We start from the raw sequence: 16,108 nt of genomic DNA on the forward strand, positions 1-16,108 counted from the left end.
CTTACCCCAAATCCTCGGCCAGTCGCAGCACCTCATCCACCGAGGTGATCCCCTGACGGGCATAATCGAGGGCAGTGAGGGCCAGCGGCCGGTAGTGTTCGTGTTGACGGGCCGCCTTGGCGAACCCTTCCGCATCGTTGCGGCGCAGGGCATCCATCATCGGCTGATCCAGCTCCAGCAGCTCGTAGACCCCGATCCGGCCGGAATAACCGGTAAAGTTGCAGCTCTGGCAACCCCGGCCCTTGTGATAGGTGTGTTGGCCAGGCGCCTCGCCAGAGAGCACGGTGAGCCAGGTGGCCTGCCCTTCGTCGGGCGCCTTCTCCTCGACGCAGTGCTCACATACCCGCCGCACCAGCCGCTGGGCAACCACCGCACGCAGAGCGCTCGCCACCAGATAGCCGGGAGCCCCCATGTCGATAAGGCGCAAGGCACTGGTCACCGCATCGTTGGTGTGCAGGGTGGTCAGCACCAGATGACCAGTGATGGCGCCACGCAGACCGATCTCTACCGTCTCGTTGTCCCGCATCTCACCCACCAGCAGGATGTCCGGGTCCTGACGCAGGGTGGAGCGCAGCACGTGTGAGAAGGTAAGGCCGATCTTGGGATTGACCTGCACCTGATTGACACGGGAGAGGCGATACTCCACCGGGTCTTCTACCGTGATGATCTTGTTGCTGGACTGGTTGAGCTCGGAGAGGGCGCCATAGAGGGTGGTGGTCTTGCCGCTACCGGTCGGGCCGGTCACCAGGATCATGCCGTGCGGCCGTTTGAGCTGACGGCGGAAACGGGTCAGGATCTCCGGCGGCATGCCGGTCTCGGTCAGCGACAGGATGCCGGAGGATTGATCCAGCAGACGCATCACCACAGACTCGCCATATTGCACCGGCATGGTGGACATCCGCACATCCACATCGCGACCGCGCACCTTCATGTTGAAGCGGCCATCCTGCGGCAAGCGCTTCTCCGAGATATCGAGCCCCGCCACCAGTTTGAGGCGCAGCACCAGCGCCTGGGCGATGCGCACCTCGTTGAGGATATTCTCGTGCAGAATGCCGTCGATCCGCTGGCGAATGCGCAGCACTTTTTCGTCCGGTTCGATGTGGATATCCGACGCCCCCACCTGCACCGCATCCTCGAACAGGGAGCGCAGCAGCTTGGCCACCGTCGCCTCCCCCTCGTCGTTGGCCCCCAGATTGCTGGAGCCCAGCTCGAAGCCGGAGTCCTGATACTCCTCTTGCAGCTGTTCGGCGAAGCTCTCGATCTCGCGGGTCCGGCGATAGAGACGGTCGAAATACTCCAGCAACTGCCCTTCACGCGCCACCGCCAGCACCATCTCACGGGGGCTGAGCAGGGCGGCGATGGCATCCAGCGCACTCAAGTCCGCCGGATCAGACATGGCCACCGTCACCTTGTTGTCAGTGAGGTTCACTGCCAGCGCCCGATAGCGGCGCGCCTGCACTTCGGGCAGCAGCGGCACCGCGGCGGCGTCGATGGTGAGGTTGTTGAGATCGAAGAAAGGCACATCCAGCTGGCGGGCGAGGAACTGCAACAGCTGCACCTCGCTGATAAAGCCGAGGTCGATGAGGGTGGTGCCCAGCTTGCGGCCGGTCTGACGCTGCTGCTGCAGGGCAAGCTGCAACTGATCATCAGAGATGATCTGCTCTTGTACCAGCAGGTCGCCGAGGCGCATTTTCAGTCTGGGTTGTGCCATGTTTGCTCCGATCTCTGTTACTTCACACCCGTTGCCGCATCCGATTAGGCTTTGCTAATCGAACCTGCTGTTTATCAAGGGGTTAGTTGGCCAATTCGTTGTTCCAGCCAGTTGGTCGACGCCTCGCCGAGGTTGCCGTGCAACAAAGCGTTGCGATAGGCATCGAGCGCCCGCTGGCTGTGACCCTGACCATCCTCGGACACGCCGAGACCAAGCCACCAGCGGCCCTGATCCGGCTGCTGACGCAGCAGCTTCACATAGAGCACCGCCGCATCGGCATTCTGGCCCAGCTCCTGAGTCAGCCCGGCCCAGGTGGCGTAGTAGTCCATGTTGCTGGCGAGATCCGGCTGATAACCGGACAGCCAGCCAAGCGCTTGCTGCTGCTGCCCCTCGCTGATGGCAAGGCGGGCCAGTAGCAGACGAAAATCGGCCTGTTGGGGATCGAGCCGGATCCCCTCCTCCAGTAGCTGACGCGCCTCGGTCAGGCGGCCCTCGCCGTAGAGCAACCCCGCCAGCTGCTCGCGCGCCCCCTGGTTATAGGGATCGTGGGCCAGCACCTGATAGTAGTTGTCCTGCGCATCCCGCAGGCTTCCCTTAGCCATGGCGGTAGTCGCCTTGCGCTCCGCCAGTGCCGCCAGCTCCTTGGCCGACAGCTCGACCGTCTCAATCTTTAATACACTCGGTTTGCGCGGTGCGCTGGCGACTGCCTGCTGCTCTGCCGCCAGTTCGGCGTAAAGCTCGGGCTGCAGCTCTTCATCGGTCGGCTCGGACTCGTCAACATCGCTGGAGGCATCAAAGGGCGCACCCTCGGCCACGTCGGCCGAGTCACTCTCGCCTGCCTCATCATTCACCTCGTCCTGACTTGGCAGCGGCAGCGCAGCCGCCACCTCGACCGGCTCGGGCTGGCTGACGGGCGCGGCGGTCCTTGCCACCACATCGGGAGTCACCGCATCAGGAGCTAGCACTTCGCTGGCCGCCGTCACGATATGGGTCTGCTGCCAGTAGATCCAGGTTCGCCAACCGAGGATCCCCAGTGCCAGACCACAGATCAGGGTCAGCAGCAACATCCACCATCCCTGCTGGCGCGCAGGGGCAATATAGACGGCAGCACCTTCGGATCCTTGCTGGCGCCGATCCAGATCTTTCAGCATCTGGTTGATAACGCTCATAGCCAGACTCCATAAGCCAGCATAGGTATCCACCAGCCCCATGTTGACGCACAACGCAGCTGGGGCGCTCTCATATCCCCGAGCATCTGGTTGATCTCGTTCATGATGGCCAGACTCCATAAGCCAGGGCGCACCCCAGCAACAGTAACAAGGGCCACCAGCGCCGTGGCGCAAAGCGGCGGGCATCGTCGGTATCGCGAATGGCGAGCCGTACCAGATGGCTATCGATCTGGCGCACCCCCTGACCATAGGCCAACATCAAGCACTTCTGCGCCAGGATATTGATAAGTCTCGGGATCCCTCGCGATGCGCGCCACAACAGGCGCATGGCTCGGCCGGCAAACAGCGGTGCCCCGCGGTAACCGGAGACCTGCAATCTGTGCTCCAGATAGGCGCGGGTCTCGTCAAAGCGCAGCGGCCGCAGGCAGTAGGAGAAGCCAATCCGCTGGCGCAGTTGGCGCAGATGCGGCTTACCCAGTCTGGTATCCAGCTCCGGCTGACCGAACAGCACGATCTGCAACAGCTTGCTCGACTCGGTCTCGAGATTGCCGAACAGGCGGATCGCCTCCAGTGTCTCGTCCGGCAGCGCTTGCGCCTCGTCAATCAGCACCACCACCCGACTGCCCTGCTGGTGCAGGCTGATCAGGTGACGATGGATACGATCGGTCAGGTCCAGCTCGCTCTGATCCCGTACCGCCAACCCCAGCTCCAGCGCCAGCGCGATGCGCAGCTCGGCCGGAGTGAGGTGGGGATTGGGCAACCAGGCAAGCCGCACCGGACACGCTTCCGAGCCCAGCTCGCTGAGCAGCTTGCGGCAGAGCAGGGTCTTACCGGTGCCCACCTCGCCGGTCACCTTGATAAAGCCCTCCCCCTGCGCCAGCGCCCAGTTAAGCACCTGCAGCGCCTCTTCGTGAGGCGGCAAGCCGTAGTAGAAGCCGGTATTGGGGGTGAGGCCAAACGGTGCCTCCTGTAGGCCGAAGTGGGTCAGGTACATGAGACCTCACCTGCCACGGCAAGCAAGCAGCCTGTTCTGGCAAGGCAGCACAGGCCGTTCGGGATAAGGGTGACCGTATCTGGTATCATGGTTCAGCCCTTGGCCGGATACCACTTGTCGAGCAGCTCGGAGGAGCGTTGCAGCTCGTTTTGCCAAGTGTCTTTCTCCACCACGGTCGGTTTGAGCATAATCACCAGCTCCACCTTCTTGGTGCTCTCGCGGCGGTTGGTAAAAGCTTCGCCCACCCAGGGAATATCCCCCAGCAGCGGCACCTTGCTGACGATCTCCTGCTTGTCGGTCTTCATCAAGCCGCCGATAACGATAATGTCGCCGTTATTGGCCTGCACCACGGTATCGGACTCGCGGATAGAGCTCTTGGCGAGCGGCAGTTCCAGCGGTTTGGCGGTCCCGACATTAATAACCTTCTTCTGCTCTTCGGTATCGATGACGGAGGGGTGGATATGGAGCAGCACCTTGCCCTCTTCATCGATCTGCGGCGTCACATCCAGCGCGATACCGGAAAAGAAGGGGGTCAACTCCACATTAGGAGTCACAATGGGTTCGGCCGTGCCGGTGGAGGTGACCGTGGTGGTCGAGGCGTTGGTGACGAAGTACTCGTCCGTCCCCACCTTGATCACCGCCTTCTGGTTGTTGGTCGCGGTGACACGCGGGCTGGAGAGGGTATTCACGTCCCCCTGGGTCTTGAGCAGATTGACCGCCACGTTGAAGTTACCGTCAGAGATCTTGAAACCGGCCCCGCCGCCCAGCGCACTGAAGATCTGGTTGGGGGTGGTGGGCAACTGAGTCTTGGCCAGCGACTCACCGCCAGTGATCCCCTTGCCGCCATCCCAGCTGGCAGAGAGGCCACTCCAGTCCACCCCCTGCTCGTACCCTTCGTTGAGGGCGACTTCGATGATCCGCGCCTCCAGCACCACCTGACGCTTGAGGTGACTCTCCGATTGATTGAGGAATTCACGCACCGCCTTGAGCTCTTTCGGATAGGCACGGATGGTGACCAGACCCGCCTGCGGGCTGGTGATCACGGCGCGACCATCACCACTGCCGATCAGGGTCTGCAGAGAGTCGCGCAGATCGGTCCAGTAGTCGCTGTTGGTATCGGTCTCGATACGGGTGCCGTTGCTGTTGTCACCGCTCGAGTTATTGCTGGATGAACTGTTGGTGCCACTGTTGTTCGACGCACTGTCGAAGCTGCTGTTATTGCTACCGTTGTTGCTGTCATTGGCGGTCACCCCGCCGGTACTGACCGAGGTACGGGAGAGGCCACGGCGGGACATCATCAGATAGTTGACCGGGATGGTCTCGGTGCGCAGGCCAGCCGGATAGATATGGAAGACATTGCCCTTGCGCTGCACGTCGAAGCCGTACATGTCACCTACCACCGCCAGCACCTCAGGCAGAGTCACATCCTTGAGCTCGACGGAGACCAGCCCGGCCACCCCGGGATGAACCGCCACGCTGTAGCGGGAGCCCTTGAACAGGGAACCGAAAAACTCCACCGCCTCCACGTCGTGCGCCGCGATACGCAGCCGTTTCTCCGGCATGCCGACCGGCATCTGCGGCCGGTTCAACTGCAGCAATTCACTTTGCACCGATTTGGGCAAGGCGGTCAGTGGGGCAGCCTGTTTCTGCTGTTCGTTCATGGCCTGTTTGAGAGCATCCTTGGCCTGGGTCGGCTCGGGGTGCTGATACGAGGTACAGCCTGCAGCCATCATGGCCACGGTGATCAGACAGAGACGGTGTTTTTTCATGTAATTAGGGCACCCTGACTTGCAATTAAACTCGATAAAGCCGATCCACCTCTCGAGAGGCAAGCACGACTCAAACCCGGATCTTGCTGGCAAACAGTGTTACCGCATGGCGTTTTCCCGCCTTTTCCAGCACCACGGCATCGGCATTGATGGCCACCAGCGTATAGCCGTCCACCTGTTGCCCGACCCGATAACTCTTGCCATTGAGTACCGCCAGTGCCGGGCCATTGCCCAGCACCACACTCTGCAGCTTCGGCAAACCGGCGCTGCTCTCGCCGGTCGCACGGGCGCCAACCGCCACATCCGCCAGCGGTGCGGTGGGATCCTGCAATACCTCGACCTGCTGTGCCTGTACCAGCAAGCTGAACAGGCAACAGCACAACGCAAACACTCTAGCCACGGATAAACTCCTTGCTGGTACTCAGGGTGTAGATCTCCATCTCCACCACCGCGCCGGGATAGGCTTTGACCTGATAATCGAACTGCTTCCAGTAGAAGTGGCGCGGCAAGGCTTCCAGCGCTTTAAGATATTGATACACATCGAAATAGCCGCCTTCGAGCTGAAGCCGGATACCATGCTTGTAGAGATTGACCTTCTGCTCCCCCGCCATCAGCGGGGTCGGCTCCAGCGAACTGAGCGCCAGCATGTGAAGGTTGGCGGAGCGGGAGAGCAGCGCCTCCAGCACCAGCGGCATCTCGTGCGCCGGGATCAAGTCGACGGTCTGAGCATTAAGCTCATCGTCGATCCGGGCCAGATCCGCCTCGACCTGCGCCAGCTGGTCGCGAACTCCCTGATTGGGATCCCGCTTGAGCCGAGCCTGTTTGCCGAGGTTTTCCAGCTCCATGATCTCGAGGTCGCGCTCGGCGGCGCTCAGGGCCATGCGATCCTGCTGCAGGCGGGTATCAGCGCCATCGAGCCAGCCGTAGAGTCCGGCCGCGCCCAGCAGTACCAGGCCGGTCAGCAGGATCAACACCCGCTCCCGCTGGCTCAACACGGCGATACGCTGGCCCCATGCCTGCCATTGTGCTTTCAGGTTCATCAGGGTTTCTCCCGCGCAATGCCGCTCAACTGGAAGGTCAAGCGGCCCTCCTTGTCACGGCCGAGGGTCAGTTCACCAAACTCCTTGCCCACTAGGCTCGGGGTCTGCTTGAAGCGATTGACCCAGGCCGGTACATCCTGACTGCGTCCGGCAAAGCCGGAGAGGTTGATCCGCCCTTCGTTGATCTCGATGCGCTGCAACGAGAGGTTGCTGTTGCGAATGCGGGAGAGATCCGCCATCACACTGGCATAGCCCTGGGATTTTTGCAGGGTCAGGCTGCCCAATTGGCGCATCAGCCCCTGCTTGGCAGTCAGCTCATCCTGCTTGTTGACCAGTTGCTGTTGCAACCTGGGATCTGCCTGATGGCGCGCCAGCTCGGCATCGAGCCGCTGCGCCTCGCTGCGCTTGAGTTCCAGCTCGGCAGAGCGCTGCGCCAGCGCCCGGCTGACCTGTTGCTGCTGCCAGCTGTAACCAACACCCGTCAACAGGATCAGTAGCAGCGCAAAACCCCACACCAGCGCCATCTGATTGAGGCTGGCCCACTGCCGCTTGGGGCGAAACTCGGCGCCATAGAGGTTTATCTGACGTTTCATCACGCATCCTCCCCGATGGCGGCGGCATAGGCCGAAAGGTATTCGACGCCGGCCAGGACCGCTTTGTTGGCCATGGCGGAGACGGCAAAGCCGAAGGTTTGCTCCATGTGGCGCACCAGGGTGCCGATAAAGGGCGAGGCGACAGCCAATTGCATCTGCCCCAGCTCGGGCAATTTGAGCTGACCCGCCAGGTAGTCGAGGGAGCGCTGGATCTCCAGCGCCAATGAATCGAGCAGCATGCTGTCCGGCTCATGTTCGCCGGTCAGGCTGATGAAACCGCGCAACTGGCGGGAGAAGCAGAGCCCGCCCTGATGAAAGACCAGCAGTTGCAGATCCTGTCCCTTGGGCTGCCACAGCAGCATGCGCACCACATCATCAGCCTCATAGAGAGAGGTGAGCGCCAGCTCATCGCTGATGATGGATTGCAGGGTGGCGATGCCGTTGATGGCATCGGCCAGCTGTTGCACCCGGCTCTTGGGCAGGCAGATCACATTGATGCGCGGACGACCGGCCGGCGGGGTGGGCAAGTCCACATAGTCCATCGCCAGTTGCAGCACGGGTTCGCTGACATAATCCTTGATGGCCCAGGGGAGCGCCCCCGCCATCTCGGCGTCAGGCACGGCGGGCTTGTCGATCTGGATCTGCTGATAAAGGCTGGCGGCGAGAGCCACCCGCACTTTAGACTTGGCCAGACCATGACGGCTAAACAGCTCGTTGATGGCCACCGCCCACTCCTGTGGGCCGTTGATGGTGCGAGTCGCGAAGACGGGGGGATTACCCACCGCAGCCAGCATGATCCTGTCATTGGCCAGCAACAGCCCGACCTGGCGGCTTGGCGTCGACCGTCTGAACAGTTGTTTCATGTAAGCCCGCCCATCAATATTGGTTAAATGTGAGAAATATTAACATAAACAGCAGATTAGCCTCCAGATAAAAGACGGACTCACCATTGCAAGCCAGCCTTTCAACCGGGCCTGATGGCCATGCCACCCTGCCCTCCCCCCTGCAACGCCTCCACCATCCGTTGCTGACCCGCTATAGCGTCGAACTCTGGTGCAAGCGGGATGATCTGATCCATCCGGCCATCTCCGGCAACAAGTGGCGCAAGCTCAAGTACCATTTGCTGCATGCCAAAGAGCACGGCAAACGGCATCTGCTCTCGTTTGGTGGCGCCTACTCCAACCATATCCACGCGCTGGCAGCAGCAGGGGGCCAATCTGACCTTCGTACCACAGGTATCATACGGGGCGAATCAGATGCCGTCAGCAACACCACCCTGAGCGATGCCAGACGCTGGGGCATGGATCTCATTTTCGTCGACCGACAGAGTTACCGGCGACGGCAGGATCCCCACTGGCTGGCCCAATTTGACGCGCCGGACACCCTGCTCGTGCCGGAAGGTGGCAGCAGCCCACTGGCCATCCCCGGCGTGGCGGAACTGGTCGGCGAAGTGCCCTTCTCGCCGGATCTCTGGGTACTGCCCTGCGCCAGCGGCGGCACCCTGGCGGGCCTGGTTGCCGGCAAGCGGGATCGGGAGCAGATCCTCGCCATTGCGGTACTGAAGGGGGGCGGCTTTATCGCTGACGAGGTGCGCCGCCTCCATCCCGCCGCTGCCAATATCCCCGGCTGGCGCATCGCGCTCGATCACCACGATGGTGGCTACGCCAAATTCAGCCCGGCCCTCTGGCAGTGGGTGCAGGATTTCAGTGCCACAACCGACCTGCCCCTTGAGCCCATCTATAGCGGCAAGGCAATGTGGGGGCTGTTTCGCGAGCTGGCGGCAGGCCGTATCGCCCCCGGCAGCAAAGTCGTCTTTATCCACACCGGCGGCATGCAGGGGCTCGCCGGGCTGCGGGAGCAGGGGCGACTGTGATCCCCGCCTGACGGCAACCGCAAACAGCATCGCAAACAACAGAGGGTCGCCCCAAGGCGACCCTCTGTTGTTTTTCTCACGCACCAGCCGGTTCTAGCACCAGCCGCTGGGGCTCGGCAAACCAGGGCCCCTGCCCTGCATGCACCCCGAGGTGGCGCAGCATCTTCCACTCGTCGCCACTCTCAACCCCCACTGCCAGCACCCGGGTGCGGGTATTGGCGCAGCCGCCTACCAGACTGCGAACCGCCATCTGGTTGACCTGACGGGCATGGATCTCCCGCACCAGACTGGGGTGCAGCTTGAGGAAGTTGATCTCGAACTCCTTGATGTACTGGGTGCTCACCACATCCTGACCGGCATGATCGATGGCCAGCTGGCAACCCAGCATCCGCAAGGAGCGCAGTGGCCGCTTGAGCGCCTCGAAGTGGCGGGTCACCTGGGATTCCGAGAGTTGCAGGATCAGCCGCTCGTTGGTGCTGCGCGGCAGCTGGAACAAGGCGAAAAAGAGCCAGCGCTGGAACTCGCGGTTGAGCAGGCTCTGGGCACTCAGGGTCAGGCTGATGGGGCAGCTCTGCTCGGAGCGCTGGCGCAGCAGGGCGATCGTCTGCTCAGCCACCAGCCGATCCAGTTGCAGCAACAGACCCACCTTCTCCGCCATCGGCATAAAGATCCCCGCCTGCAGGGCCCGCCCCTGCTCGTCGTGCAGATAGGTGAGCAGCTCCTGCTGCAACACCACCTGCCCCCGATCCTGCTGGATCGGCTGGGTGTAAAATTCGATACCGTGCTCTTCGAGACGGCGGCTGATCAGGGTGCGCCAGCGTACCGTGCCCTTGCTGCTCTGCTCCTCATCCAGCTGCTTCTCGTAGAGGAACCAGCCGTTGTGGCCCTGCAGACGGGCGCTCTTGAGGGCCAGCTCCGCCTCCTCCTGCACCTTGAGCAGGCTATCTTCTGCCTGATAACAGACGGCGCCGAGATAGACCGCCGTGTCGGGGTTGACCTCCTGCGGCCAGTGCAGCCGTTGCAGGCTCTTGAGCAGCTGGCTGGCACTATCCACCATCTCGCTCTCGGACATATTGGGCAGCAACACCGCAAAGACCTGACCGGCGTAGCGGGCCTGCAGGGCACCGTTGTGTTTGCGCACGAAGGCACCTATGGTGGCGCTCGCCTCCATCATCAAATCGTGCCCCAGCAGCTCGAACTGATCGGCCTCCAGCTCCTCCAGACAGGCGAGATCGATCAGCAGCACGCCGCCGCTCATCACGCTCGCCTCCATGATGGCGCTCTCCAGCCGGTTGTCGAAAAACAGCCGGTTGCCGATGCCGGTCATCTTGTCGACGAAAGCGTTGCTGCGAATGAAGTTGTCGAAGCGGCTACGCTCCTTGCGGGCATCAGCCAGCTCGGCGAGCAGATGATCGAGGGCCTGACTGGCGGCCACCGGCCACTCTTCGGCGGGGTCATGACTCAGTTTGGAGAGTTTGTCATCGAGGATCAGCTGGGCGCGAATGCCAAGCAGCTCGGCCCCGCGCAGCTGCTGGCGCAGCCAGCGGATGGAGTACCAGAGACCGAACACCACGATAAAGATGCCCAGCGAGATGCCGGACATCGCCTTGATGGAGTATTCAGCCTCCTTGAAGGGGCGCTCCAGTTTGAAGTTGGCCTGCATGCCGGCCTGATGGGGCAGCGGGTGGCTGTATGGCACCAGCAGCTGTTCGTCGACCGGATTGCGCACATCGCGGAACCAGTAGACCCGCTGGTTATTCTGGCGCACCTCCAGCTCGACCACATGGGCAGCCCGCAGCAGGGTGGGCAGCCAGTGGCTCATATCCTCCATGTCGTGAGCAACATCGAGCTGCTTGTCGATCACTTCGACCAGCGCATCGACCTTCTTTTGCTGCAACTCCATGCCCAGCTCGCGAAAGCTGAACACCCCGCCAATCAGCACGGTCGCCATGGCTGCGATCACGCAAAGGGTGATAAATGAGACAAGCTGTGTAGTGAGTTTCATGCGCCTTTCCGTATGCCCAGCATCATCCATGTCGCCTCATGGTAGCAGCGGCGATCGGGCCACAGCTATGGATGAAGATCCCGCTTCTGCAATTTAAGCGGGCAAGCATAACCCAAAGCAGCGGGAAAATACCAAGGATGACGGGCTACAGATGCGGGAAAGTGCGGGATGACAGACAGAAAAATGGTCCCTCAAAGGGGACCAAAAGGAACACTCATATCAAAACTAACACTCTGTGCTACTGACAAAAAACAGATACAGGAGTATTGAACACACGGTGAGTCAAACCGCAGGGCTACTTTAATGCAGTTCGGATAAGCTAGACAATTGTCATTTATGACAGGTAAGCGATTGAATCTAGCCAAGATTAATAATAAAAACATTTAAAATCATGCGGTTAAGAAAACCATCAACAAGTGTGACAAGCCGATCTCAAATTGATTGCACTAATGCTCTATGATGTGGATGCATTTTTGTCTCTTATGAAATTGGCAAGGATCCCATGCTGCATATCCGCCCTCTCTGGAACAGCTTGCTGTTGTTTGCTTTCCCCATTTGTATCGGTCAGTTAGCCGTGCCCTGGCTGAGCACGCCTATGACGTACCACCTGCTGGAACAGAAGGTGATCGAAATAGAAACGGCAATGGCGGAACGAAACAGCGAGCTGGATGCCGCACTCAGTAACCAGCTGGCACAGTTTGTTTTTGACTGTGGTGCCCAGGACATGGCCTTGCTGCGTGACCCGCGCTTCTACAGCACCCATATCCGCCTGCAAGGTCTGGAACTGGCCTCGGGGGTCGGTTGCTCCAGCATTGGGCCCGGAATCCCCCTGTTACATAACGTTAATCAAGATGCTCCGCTGGCCGGTAAATATGGCCTGACTGCCACCGCAGCAAGGTTCAATACCGAGCAAGAGCTGGTGGCCTATGCCAAATCAGGGGAAAACATCGCCTATTGGGTGCTGGATAACAGCTGGAGCCACCAACTGCTGCAACACCCTTGCCCCAACTGCTTCTATCTGGAATTTACCCCCCTTCACGAGGGGATCACCCCGACCCTTTTTCCCCGTGGCAACCAGGCCATCAAAAATGACAACAACAGCTATAGCCAGAGCTTCTTCGATGCCGAGCATATGACCAAACAGACTATCTGGGCGGGGCAGGCGCTGGAACAGTTTGCACAGCAGCAAGTCCGCTCTTATGCCTTATGGATCGGGACATCGCTCGGTCTGGTGATGGTGGTGCTATACGGGTTGCTGCGCACTTATCGGCGCTCCCTCAAGGGCGTGATCCAGGCTGGTCTGGCGCACCGTGAATTCATCCCCTTCTATCAGCCCATCGTAGACACTCGCGCTTATGCGGTGGTCGGCTTCGAAGCGCTACTGCGCTGGCGGCGGGGCGGCGAACTGATCCCGCCGGGCCTTTTCATCGACTATGCAGAAGAGCAGGGACTGATCCTGCCGATGACTGAACAGTTGCTGGAGCAGGTAATCAATGACCTGCCGCAACTGGCACCGGAGCTGTGGGTCAGCGTCAATCTGGTGGCCGCCCATATCGAGCGCCCTTTATTGCGCAATCTGTTAAACGAGCTTCCCCCGGTTTGCCCCGCCAGACTCACCTTCGAGCTGACCGAGCGCAAACCGATCCTCGATATCAAGGCCGCAACCGACGAGATCACCCTGCTGCAGCAGATGGGCTACCACTTCAAGCTGGATGATTTCGGCACCGGCTACGGCGGCTTCGCCTACCTGCAGAGCCTGGGGATCCGCCAGATCAAGATCGACAAGATGTTCGTCGACACCATCGGCACCAACGATCTCAAGTGCAGCGTGCTGGATGCCATTATCGCCTTTGGCCGGGAGTCGGGGATGCAGATGATTGCCGAAGGGGTCGAGACTCCGGAGCAGGTCGAATACCTCCACCAACAGGGTGTTTATCTGATCCAGGGCTGTGTCTTTGGCAAACCCATGTCATTGGCGGATCTGCGGCAGTGGCTACACACCTTCCGGCACGGGGGGAAAGATTTACATCCGGTAACAAAATAAGCGGCCGCACGCAGTCCATTGCTTTTATCAGCAGTCCATTGCTTTTATCATAAGCAGCGGTTACCTGCGCAACCGCCAGTAACAGCGCAATTTACCCCCCCACTCATCCACCTTTCACAAGAGAACCATTGCCTATGAAGACAGTTATCCGGCAAGAGATTGCCCTGCCCGTCGGCCTGCTCACCCTGCTCTTTTTCAAGACGCTCGGCAGCGACCTGCTGACAGAGACAACTCCGCTCGGGATCTATCTTCCTGTGTCGGCGGGGCTGCTTGCCATCGTCACCTGGGCCATCTTCTCGGTGGTGCGCCACTCCGATGCCCTCGCCATCAAGCTGGGCGAACCCTTTGGCACCCTGATCCTCACCCTCTCGGTCATTTCGCTGGAGGTGGTGATGATCTCCTCGGTGATGCTGACCGGCGAGCCCAACCCCACCATGGCCCGCGATACCATGTTTGCGGTAGTGATGCTGGTGAGTACCGGTCTGGTGGGCTTCACCCTACTGTTTGGCGGCTGGCGCTACCACACCCAGAGCTTCAATCTGGACGGGGTCAAATCCTATCTGGTGGCCATCATTCCGCTGGCCCTGCTCTGCCTGGTGCTGCCCAACTTCACCGAAGGGGGCAACATCGGCAGTATGTCGCGCGCCATGTCATGGATGCTCATCATCATTTCGGTGCTACTCTACGGCGTCTTCCTGCTGATCCAGACCCGCAGCCACAGCCACTTCTTTGTCGACAGCGACCATGAGGATTACGAGGAGCACCACGGCCCGCTGCAGAGTAACGTCTATCACACCCTGCTGCTGCTCGCCTACCTGCTGGTGGTGATCCTGCTGGCCAAGACCCTGGCCATCCCCATCAACTACGGGGTGCATGTGATGGAAGCACCCGCCGCACTGGGCGGCTTTATCGTCGCCTGCATCGTGCTGGCCCCCGAAGCAGTCGGCGCCATCAAGGCCGCCATCAACAACCAGCTGCAGCGGGCAATGAACCTCTACTTTGGCTCGGTGCTGGCCACCATCGCCCTCACCGTGCCTGCCGTACTCTTTATCGGCTCCATGCTGGGTCAGGAGGTGCGCCTCGGCCTCTCCCCCGCCGATATGGTGCTGCTGGTCACGACCTTGATGGTCTGTAAAGTGACCTTCAGCAGCGGCCGTACCAATGTGCTGCACGGCGCCACCCATCTGGTGTTGTTTGTGGTCTATCTGTTCCTGATGTTCGAACACGAATAACTGCGTTCAACCAACGTCAGACACGCAAAGACCGCCCAATTGGGCGGTCTTTTGTTATCTGCTCCCTGCTCTCACCGGCGACAGTAAAGCGGCGTCCCCCTCATCCCCCACCCTTCTCCCGCCAGGAGAGAAGGGGGATCAAGGCTTACAGACTGGGCAGCACCCCGGTCGGGATCAGGTCGTTGTAGCTGGCACGGCCCAGCAGGGCGGCGGCCGCTTCGATATCCGGCGCGAAGTACCTGTCCTTGTCGTAGAAGCTCACCTCTGCCCGCAGTCGTCCCTTGGCCAGCTCGATCAGCTCGGTACTACGCAGCGGCGCGCGAAAATCGAGCCCCTGTGCCGCCGCCAGCAGTTCGACTGCCAGAATGCCACGGGTGTTCTCGGCCATATCGGCAAGCCGGCGGCCAGCGAAGGTCGCCATGGAGACGTGATCCTCCTGATTGGCGGAAGTGGGCAAACTATCCACCGATGCGGGATGGGCCAGGGTCTTGTTCTCGGAGGCGAGCGCCGCCGAGGTGACCTGAGCGATCATAAAGCCCGAATTCACCCCGCCATTGTTGACCAGAAACGCCGGCAGACCGGACATCCGCGAGTCGATCAACAGCGCCATGCGCCGCTCGGAGAGGGAACCTATCTCGGCGATGGCCAGCGCCAGATTATCGGCCGCAAAGGCCACGGGTTCTGCGTGAAAGTTGCCACCGGAGAGGATCTCCTCGTCATCGGCAAACACCAGCGGGTTGTCGGAAACCGCGTTGGCCTCGCACACCAGCACCTCGGCGGCCTGACGGATCTGGGTCAGGCAGGCACCCATCACCTGCGGCTGGCAGCGCAATGAGTAGGGATCCTGCACCTTCTCGCAATTGTGATGGGACATGCCGATCTCGCTGCCATCCACCAGCAGGTGGCGGTAGCAGGCAGCTGCATCGATCTGGCCACGCTGACCGCGCACCGCGTGGATGCGGGCATCGAACGGCCGGCGGCTGCCGAGCGCAGCTTCAACGCTCATGGCTCCTATGGTGATGGCACCGGCGTAGAGATCCTCGGCATGGAACAGCCCTTCCAGCGCGAAAGCGGTGCTCGCCTGAGTGCCATTGAGCAGCGCCAGTCCCTCTTTCGGCGCCAGTGCGATGGGCTCGAGCCCGGCAATTTTCAGCGCCGTGGCTGCGTCGATCAGCTCGCCGTTGTGGCGCGCCTTGCCCTCCCCGATCAGCAGGCAGCTCATATGAGCCAGCGGCGCCAGATCGCCGGAGGCACCGACGGAGCCCTTCTTCGGCACCACCGGATAGACTTCGGCGTTGATGAGGGTCATCAAGGCCTCAAGCACCGTCAGCCGGATACCGGAGAAACCCCGCGCCAACGAGTTGAGCTTGAGCACCATCATCAGCCGTACGGTGGCGTCATCCATGTACTCGCCAATCCCTGCCGCGTGGGAAAGCACGATGGAGCGCTGAAGCTCGTCCAGCTGCTCCACCGGAATGCGGGTGTTGGCCAACAGGCCAAAGCCGGTGTTGATGCCATACACCACCCGGTTCTGCTCGATCACCTTGGTAACCACGGCGGCTGAGGCGTGGATCCCCGGCAGCGCGGCCGGATCCAGTGAAACATGTACCGGCTCGCGGCTGACGCGGCGCAGGGTGGCAAGATCCAGCTCGCCCGGAGTAATAGTCAATTCAAACAT

General features: G+C 60.9%; 13 protein-coding genes. 3 read left to right on the plus strand and 10 right to left on the minus strand.

Features of this window, described 5'->3' with window-relative positions; translation table 11 throughout:
- Position 1: 1 nt before the first annotated feature.
- The 8 genes from mshE to ACW5W8_RS11960 all read right to left on the minus strand — a co-directional run bounded on the left by mshE (position 2) and on the right by ACW5W8_RS11960 (position 8,139).
- The gene (gene mshE / locus ACW5W8_RS11925; RefSeq protein ID WP_498628077.1) at positions 2-1,711 is read right to left on the minus strand and encodes an MSHA fimbrial ATPase MshE; all 1,710 of its coding nucleotides are present in this window, start codon (positions 1,709-1,711) and stop codon (positions 2-4) included.
- Between the two features lie 74 nt (positions 1,712-1,785).
- On the minus strand, positions 1,786-2,880 hold the full coding sequence (locus ACW5W8_RS11930) for a tetratricopeptide repeat protein (protein WP_498628079.1): 1,095 nt from the start codon (positions 2,878-2,880) through the stop codon (positions 1,786-1,788).
- Positions 2,881-2,980: 100 nt separating this feature from the next.
- Complete coding sequence (gene mshM / locus ACW5W8_RS11935) at positions 2,981-3,874, minus strand: MSHA fimbrial biogenesis protein MshM (protein ID WP_498628080.1); 894 nt, start codon at positions 3,872-3,874, stop codon at positions 2,981-2,983.
- Between the two features lie 92 nt (positions 3,875-3,966).
- Positions 3,967-5,643 (minus strand): pilus (MSHA type) biogenesis protein MshL, encoded by a 1,677-nt coding sequence (gene mshL, locus ACW5W8_RS11940; protein WP_498628081.1) that lies wholly within the window; start codon positions 5,641-5,643, stop codon positions 3,967-3,969.
- A gap of 70 nt (positions 5,644-5,713) precedes the next feature.
- Positions 5,714-6,043 (minus strand): SctD/MshK family protein, encoded by a 330-nt coding sequence (locus ACW5W8_RS11945; protein ID WP_440001327.1) that lies wholly within the window; start codon positions 6,041-6,043, stop codon positions 5,714-5,716.
- A complete protein-coding gene (locus ACW5W8_RS11950; RefSeq protein WP_498628082.1) occupies positions 6,036-6,683 on the minus strand; it encodes an MSHA biogenesis protein MshJ in 648 nt (215 codons plus the stop codon). The genes ACW5W8_RS11945 and ACW5W8_RS11950 overlap by 8 nt, the downstream gene beginning before the upstream one ends.
- Positions 6,683-7,276 carry a PilN domain-containing protein gene (locus tag ACW5W8_RS11955; RefSeq protein ID WP_005348605.1) on the minus strand — a complete coding sequence of 198 codons (594 nt, stop codon included), beginning with the start codon at positions 7,274-7,276 and terminating at the stop codon, positions 6,683-6,685. Before ACW5W8_RS11955 ends, ACW5W8_RS11950 begins: the two co-directional genes overlap by 1 nt.
- Positions 7,276-8,139 (minus strand): MSHA biogenesis protein MshI, encoded by an 864-nt coding sequence (locus ACW5W8_RS11960; protein WP_498628083.1) that lies wholly within the window; start codon positions 8,137-8,139, stop codon positions 7,276-7,278. Before ACW5W8_RS11960 ends, ACW5W8_RS11955 begins: the two co-directional genes overlap by 1 nt.
- Positions 8,140-8,225: 86 nt before the next feature.
- On the opposite strand from ACW5W8_RS11960, the gene ACW5W8_RS11965 reads away from it, so the two are divergent.
- On the plus strand, positions 8,226-9,149 hold the full coding sequence (locus ACW5W8_RS11965) for a 1-aminocyclopropane-1-carboxylate deaminase/D-cysteine desulfhydrase (RefSeq protein WP_498628084.1): 924 nt from the start codon (positions 8,226-8,228) through the stop codon (positions 9,147-9,149).
- A 76-nt stretch (positions 9,150-9,225) separates the two neighbouring features.
- Here ACW5W8_RS11965 and ACW5W8_RS11970 read toward each other — a convergent pair whose 3' ends face one another.
- The gene (locus ACW5W8_RS11970) at positions 9,226-11,154 is read right to left on the minus strand and encodes an EAL domain-containing protein (protein WP_498628085.1); all 1,929 of its coding nucleotides are present in this window, start codon (positions 11,152-11,154) and stop codon (positions 9,226-9,228) included.
- 502 nt (positions 11,155-11,656) lie between these two features.
- On the opposite strand from ACW5W8_RS11970, the gene ACW5W8_RS11975 reads away from it, so the two are divergent.
- On the plus strand, positions 11,657-13,198 hold the full coding sequence (locus tag ACW5W8_RS11975) for an EAL domain-containing protein (protein ID WP_498628086.1): 1,542 nt from the start codon (positions 11,657-11,659) through the stop codon (positions 13,196-13,198).
- A 134-nt stretch (positions 13,199-13,332) separates the two neighbouring features.
- A complete protein-coding gene (locus ACW5W8_RS11980; protein WP_498628087.1) occupies positions 13,333-14,430 on the plus strand; it encodes a calcium:cation antiporter in 1,098 nt (365 codons plus the stop codon).
- Positions 14,431-14,575: 145 nt separating this feature from the next.
- On the opposite strand, the gene hutH is transcribed toward ACW5W8_RS11980, so the two are convergent.
- Positions 14,576-16,108 carry a histidine ammonia-lyase gene (gene hutH / locus ACW5W8_RS11985; protein ID WP_498628088.1) on the minus strand — a complete coding sequence of 511 codons (1,533 nt, stop codon included), beginning with the start codon at positions 16,106-16,108 and terminating at the stop codon, positions 14,576-14,578.

The sequence above is a fragment of the Aeromonas aquatilis genome, from assembly GCF_054052405.1.

Bases quoted from the DNA above. Each gene is read 5' to 3' on its own strand.
- mshE (WP_498628077.1), bottom strand. From the start codon at position 1,711: ATGGCACAACCCAGACTGAAAATGCGCCTCGGCGACCTGCTGGTACAA.
- ACW5W8_RS11930 (WP_498628079.1), bottom strand. From the start codon at position 2,880: ATGAGCGTTATCAACCAGATGCTGAAAGATCTGGATCGGCGCCAGCAA.
- mshM (WP_498628080.1), bottom strand. From the start codon at position 3,874: ATGTACCTGACCCACTTCGGCCTACAGGAGGCACCGTTTGGCCTCACC.
- mshL (WP_498628081.1), bottom strand. From the start codon at position 5,643: ATGAAAAAACACCGTCTCTGTCTGATCACCGTGGCCATGATGGCTGCA.
- ACW5W8_RS11950 (WP_498628082.1), bottom strand. From the start codon at position 6,683: ATGAACCTGAAAGCACAATGGCAGGCATGGGGCCAGCGTATCGCCGTG.
- ACW5W8_RS11955 (WP_005348605.1), bottom strand. From the start codon at position 7,276: ATGAAACGTCAGATAAACCTCTATGGCGCCGAGTTTCGCCCCAAGCGG.
- ACW5W8_RS11960 (WP_498628083.1), bottom strand. From the start codon at position 8,139: ATGAAACAACTGTTCAGACGGTCGACGCCAAGCCGCCAGGTCGGGCTG.
- ACW5W8_RS11970 (WP_498628085.1), bottom strand. From the start codon at position 11,154: ATGAAACTCACTACACAGCTTGTCTCATTTATCACCCTTTGCGTGATC.
- ACW5W8_RS11975 (WP_498628086.1), top strand. From the start codon at position 11,657: ATGCTGCATATCCGCCCTCTCTGGAACAGCTTGCTGTTGTTTGCTTTC.
- ACW5W8_RS11980 (WP_498628087.1), top strand. From the start codon at position 13,333: ATGAAGACAGTTATCCGGCAAGAGATTGCCCTGCCCGTCGGCCTGCTC.
- hutH (WP_498628088.1), bottom strand. From the start codon at position 16,108: ATGTTTGAATTGACTATTACTCCGGGCGAGCTGGATCTTGCCACCCTG.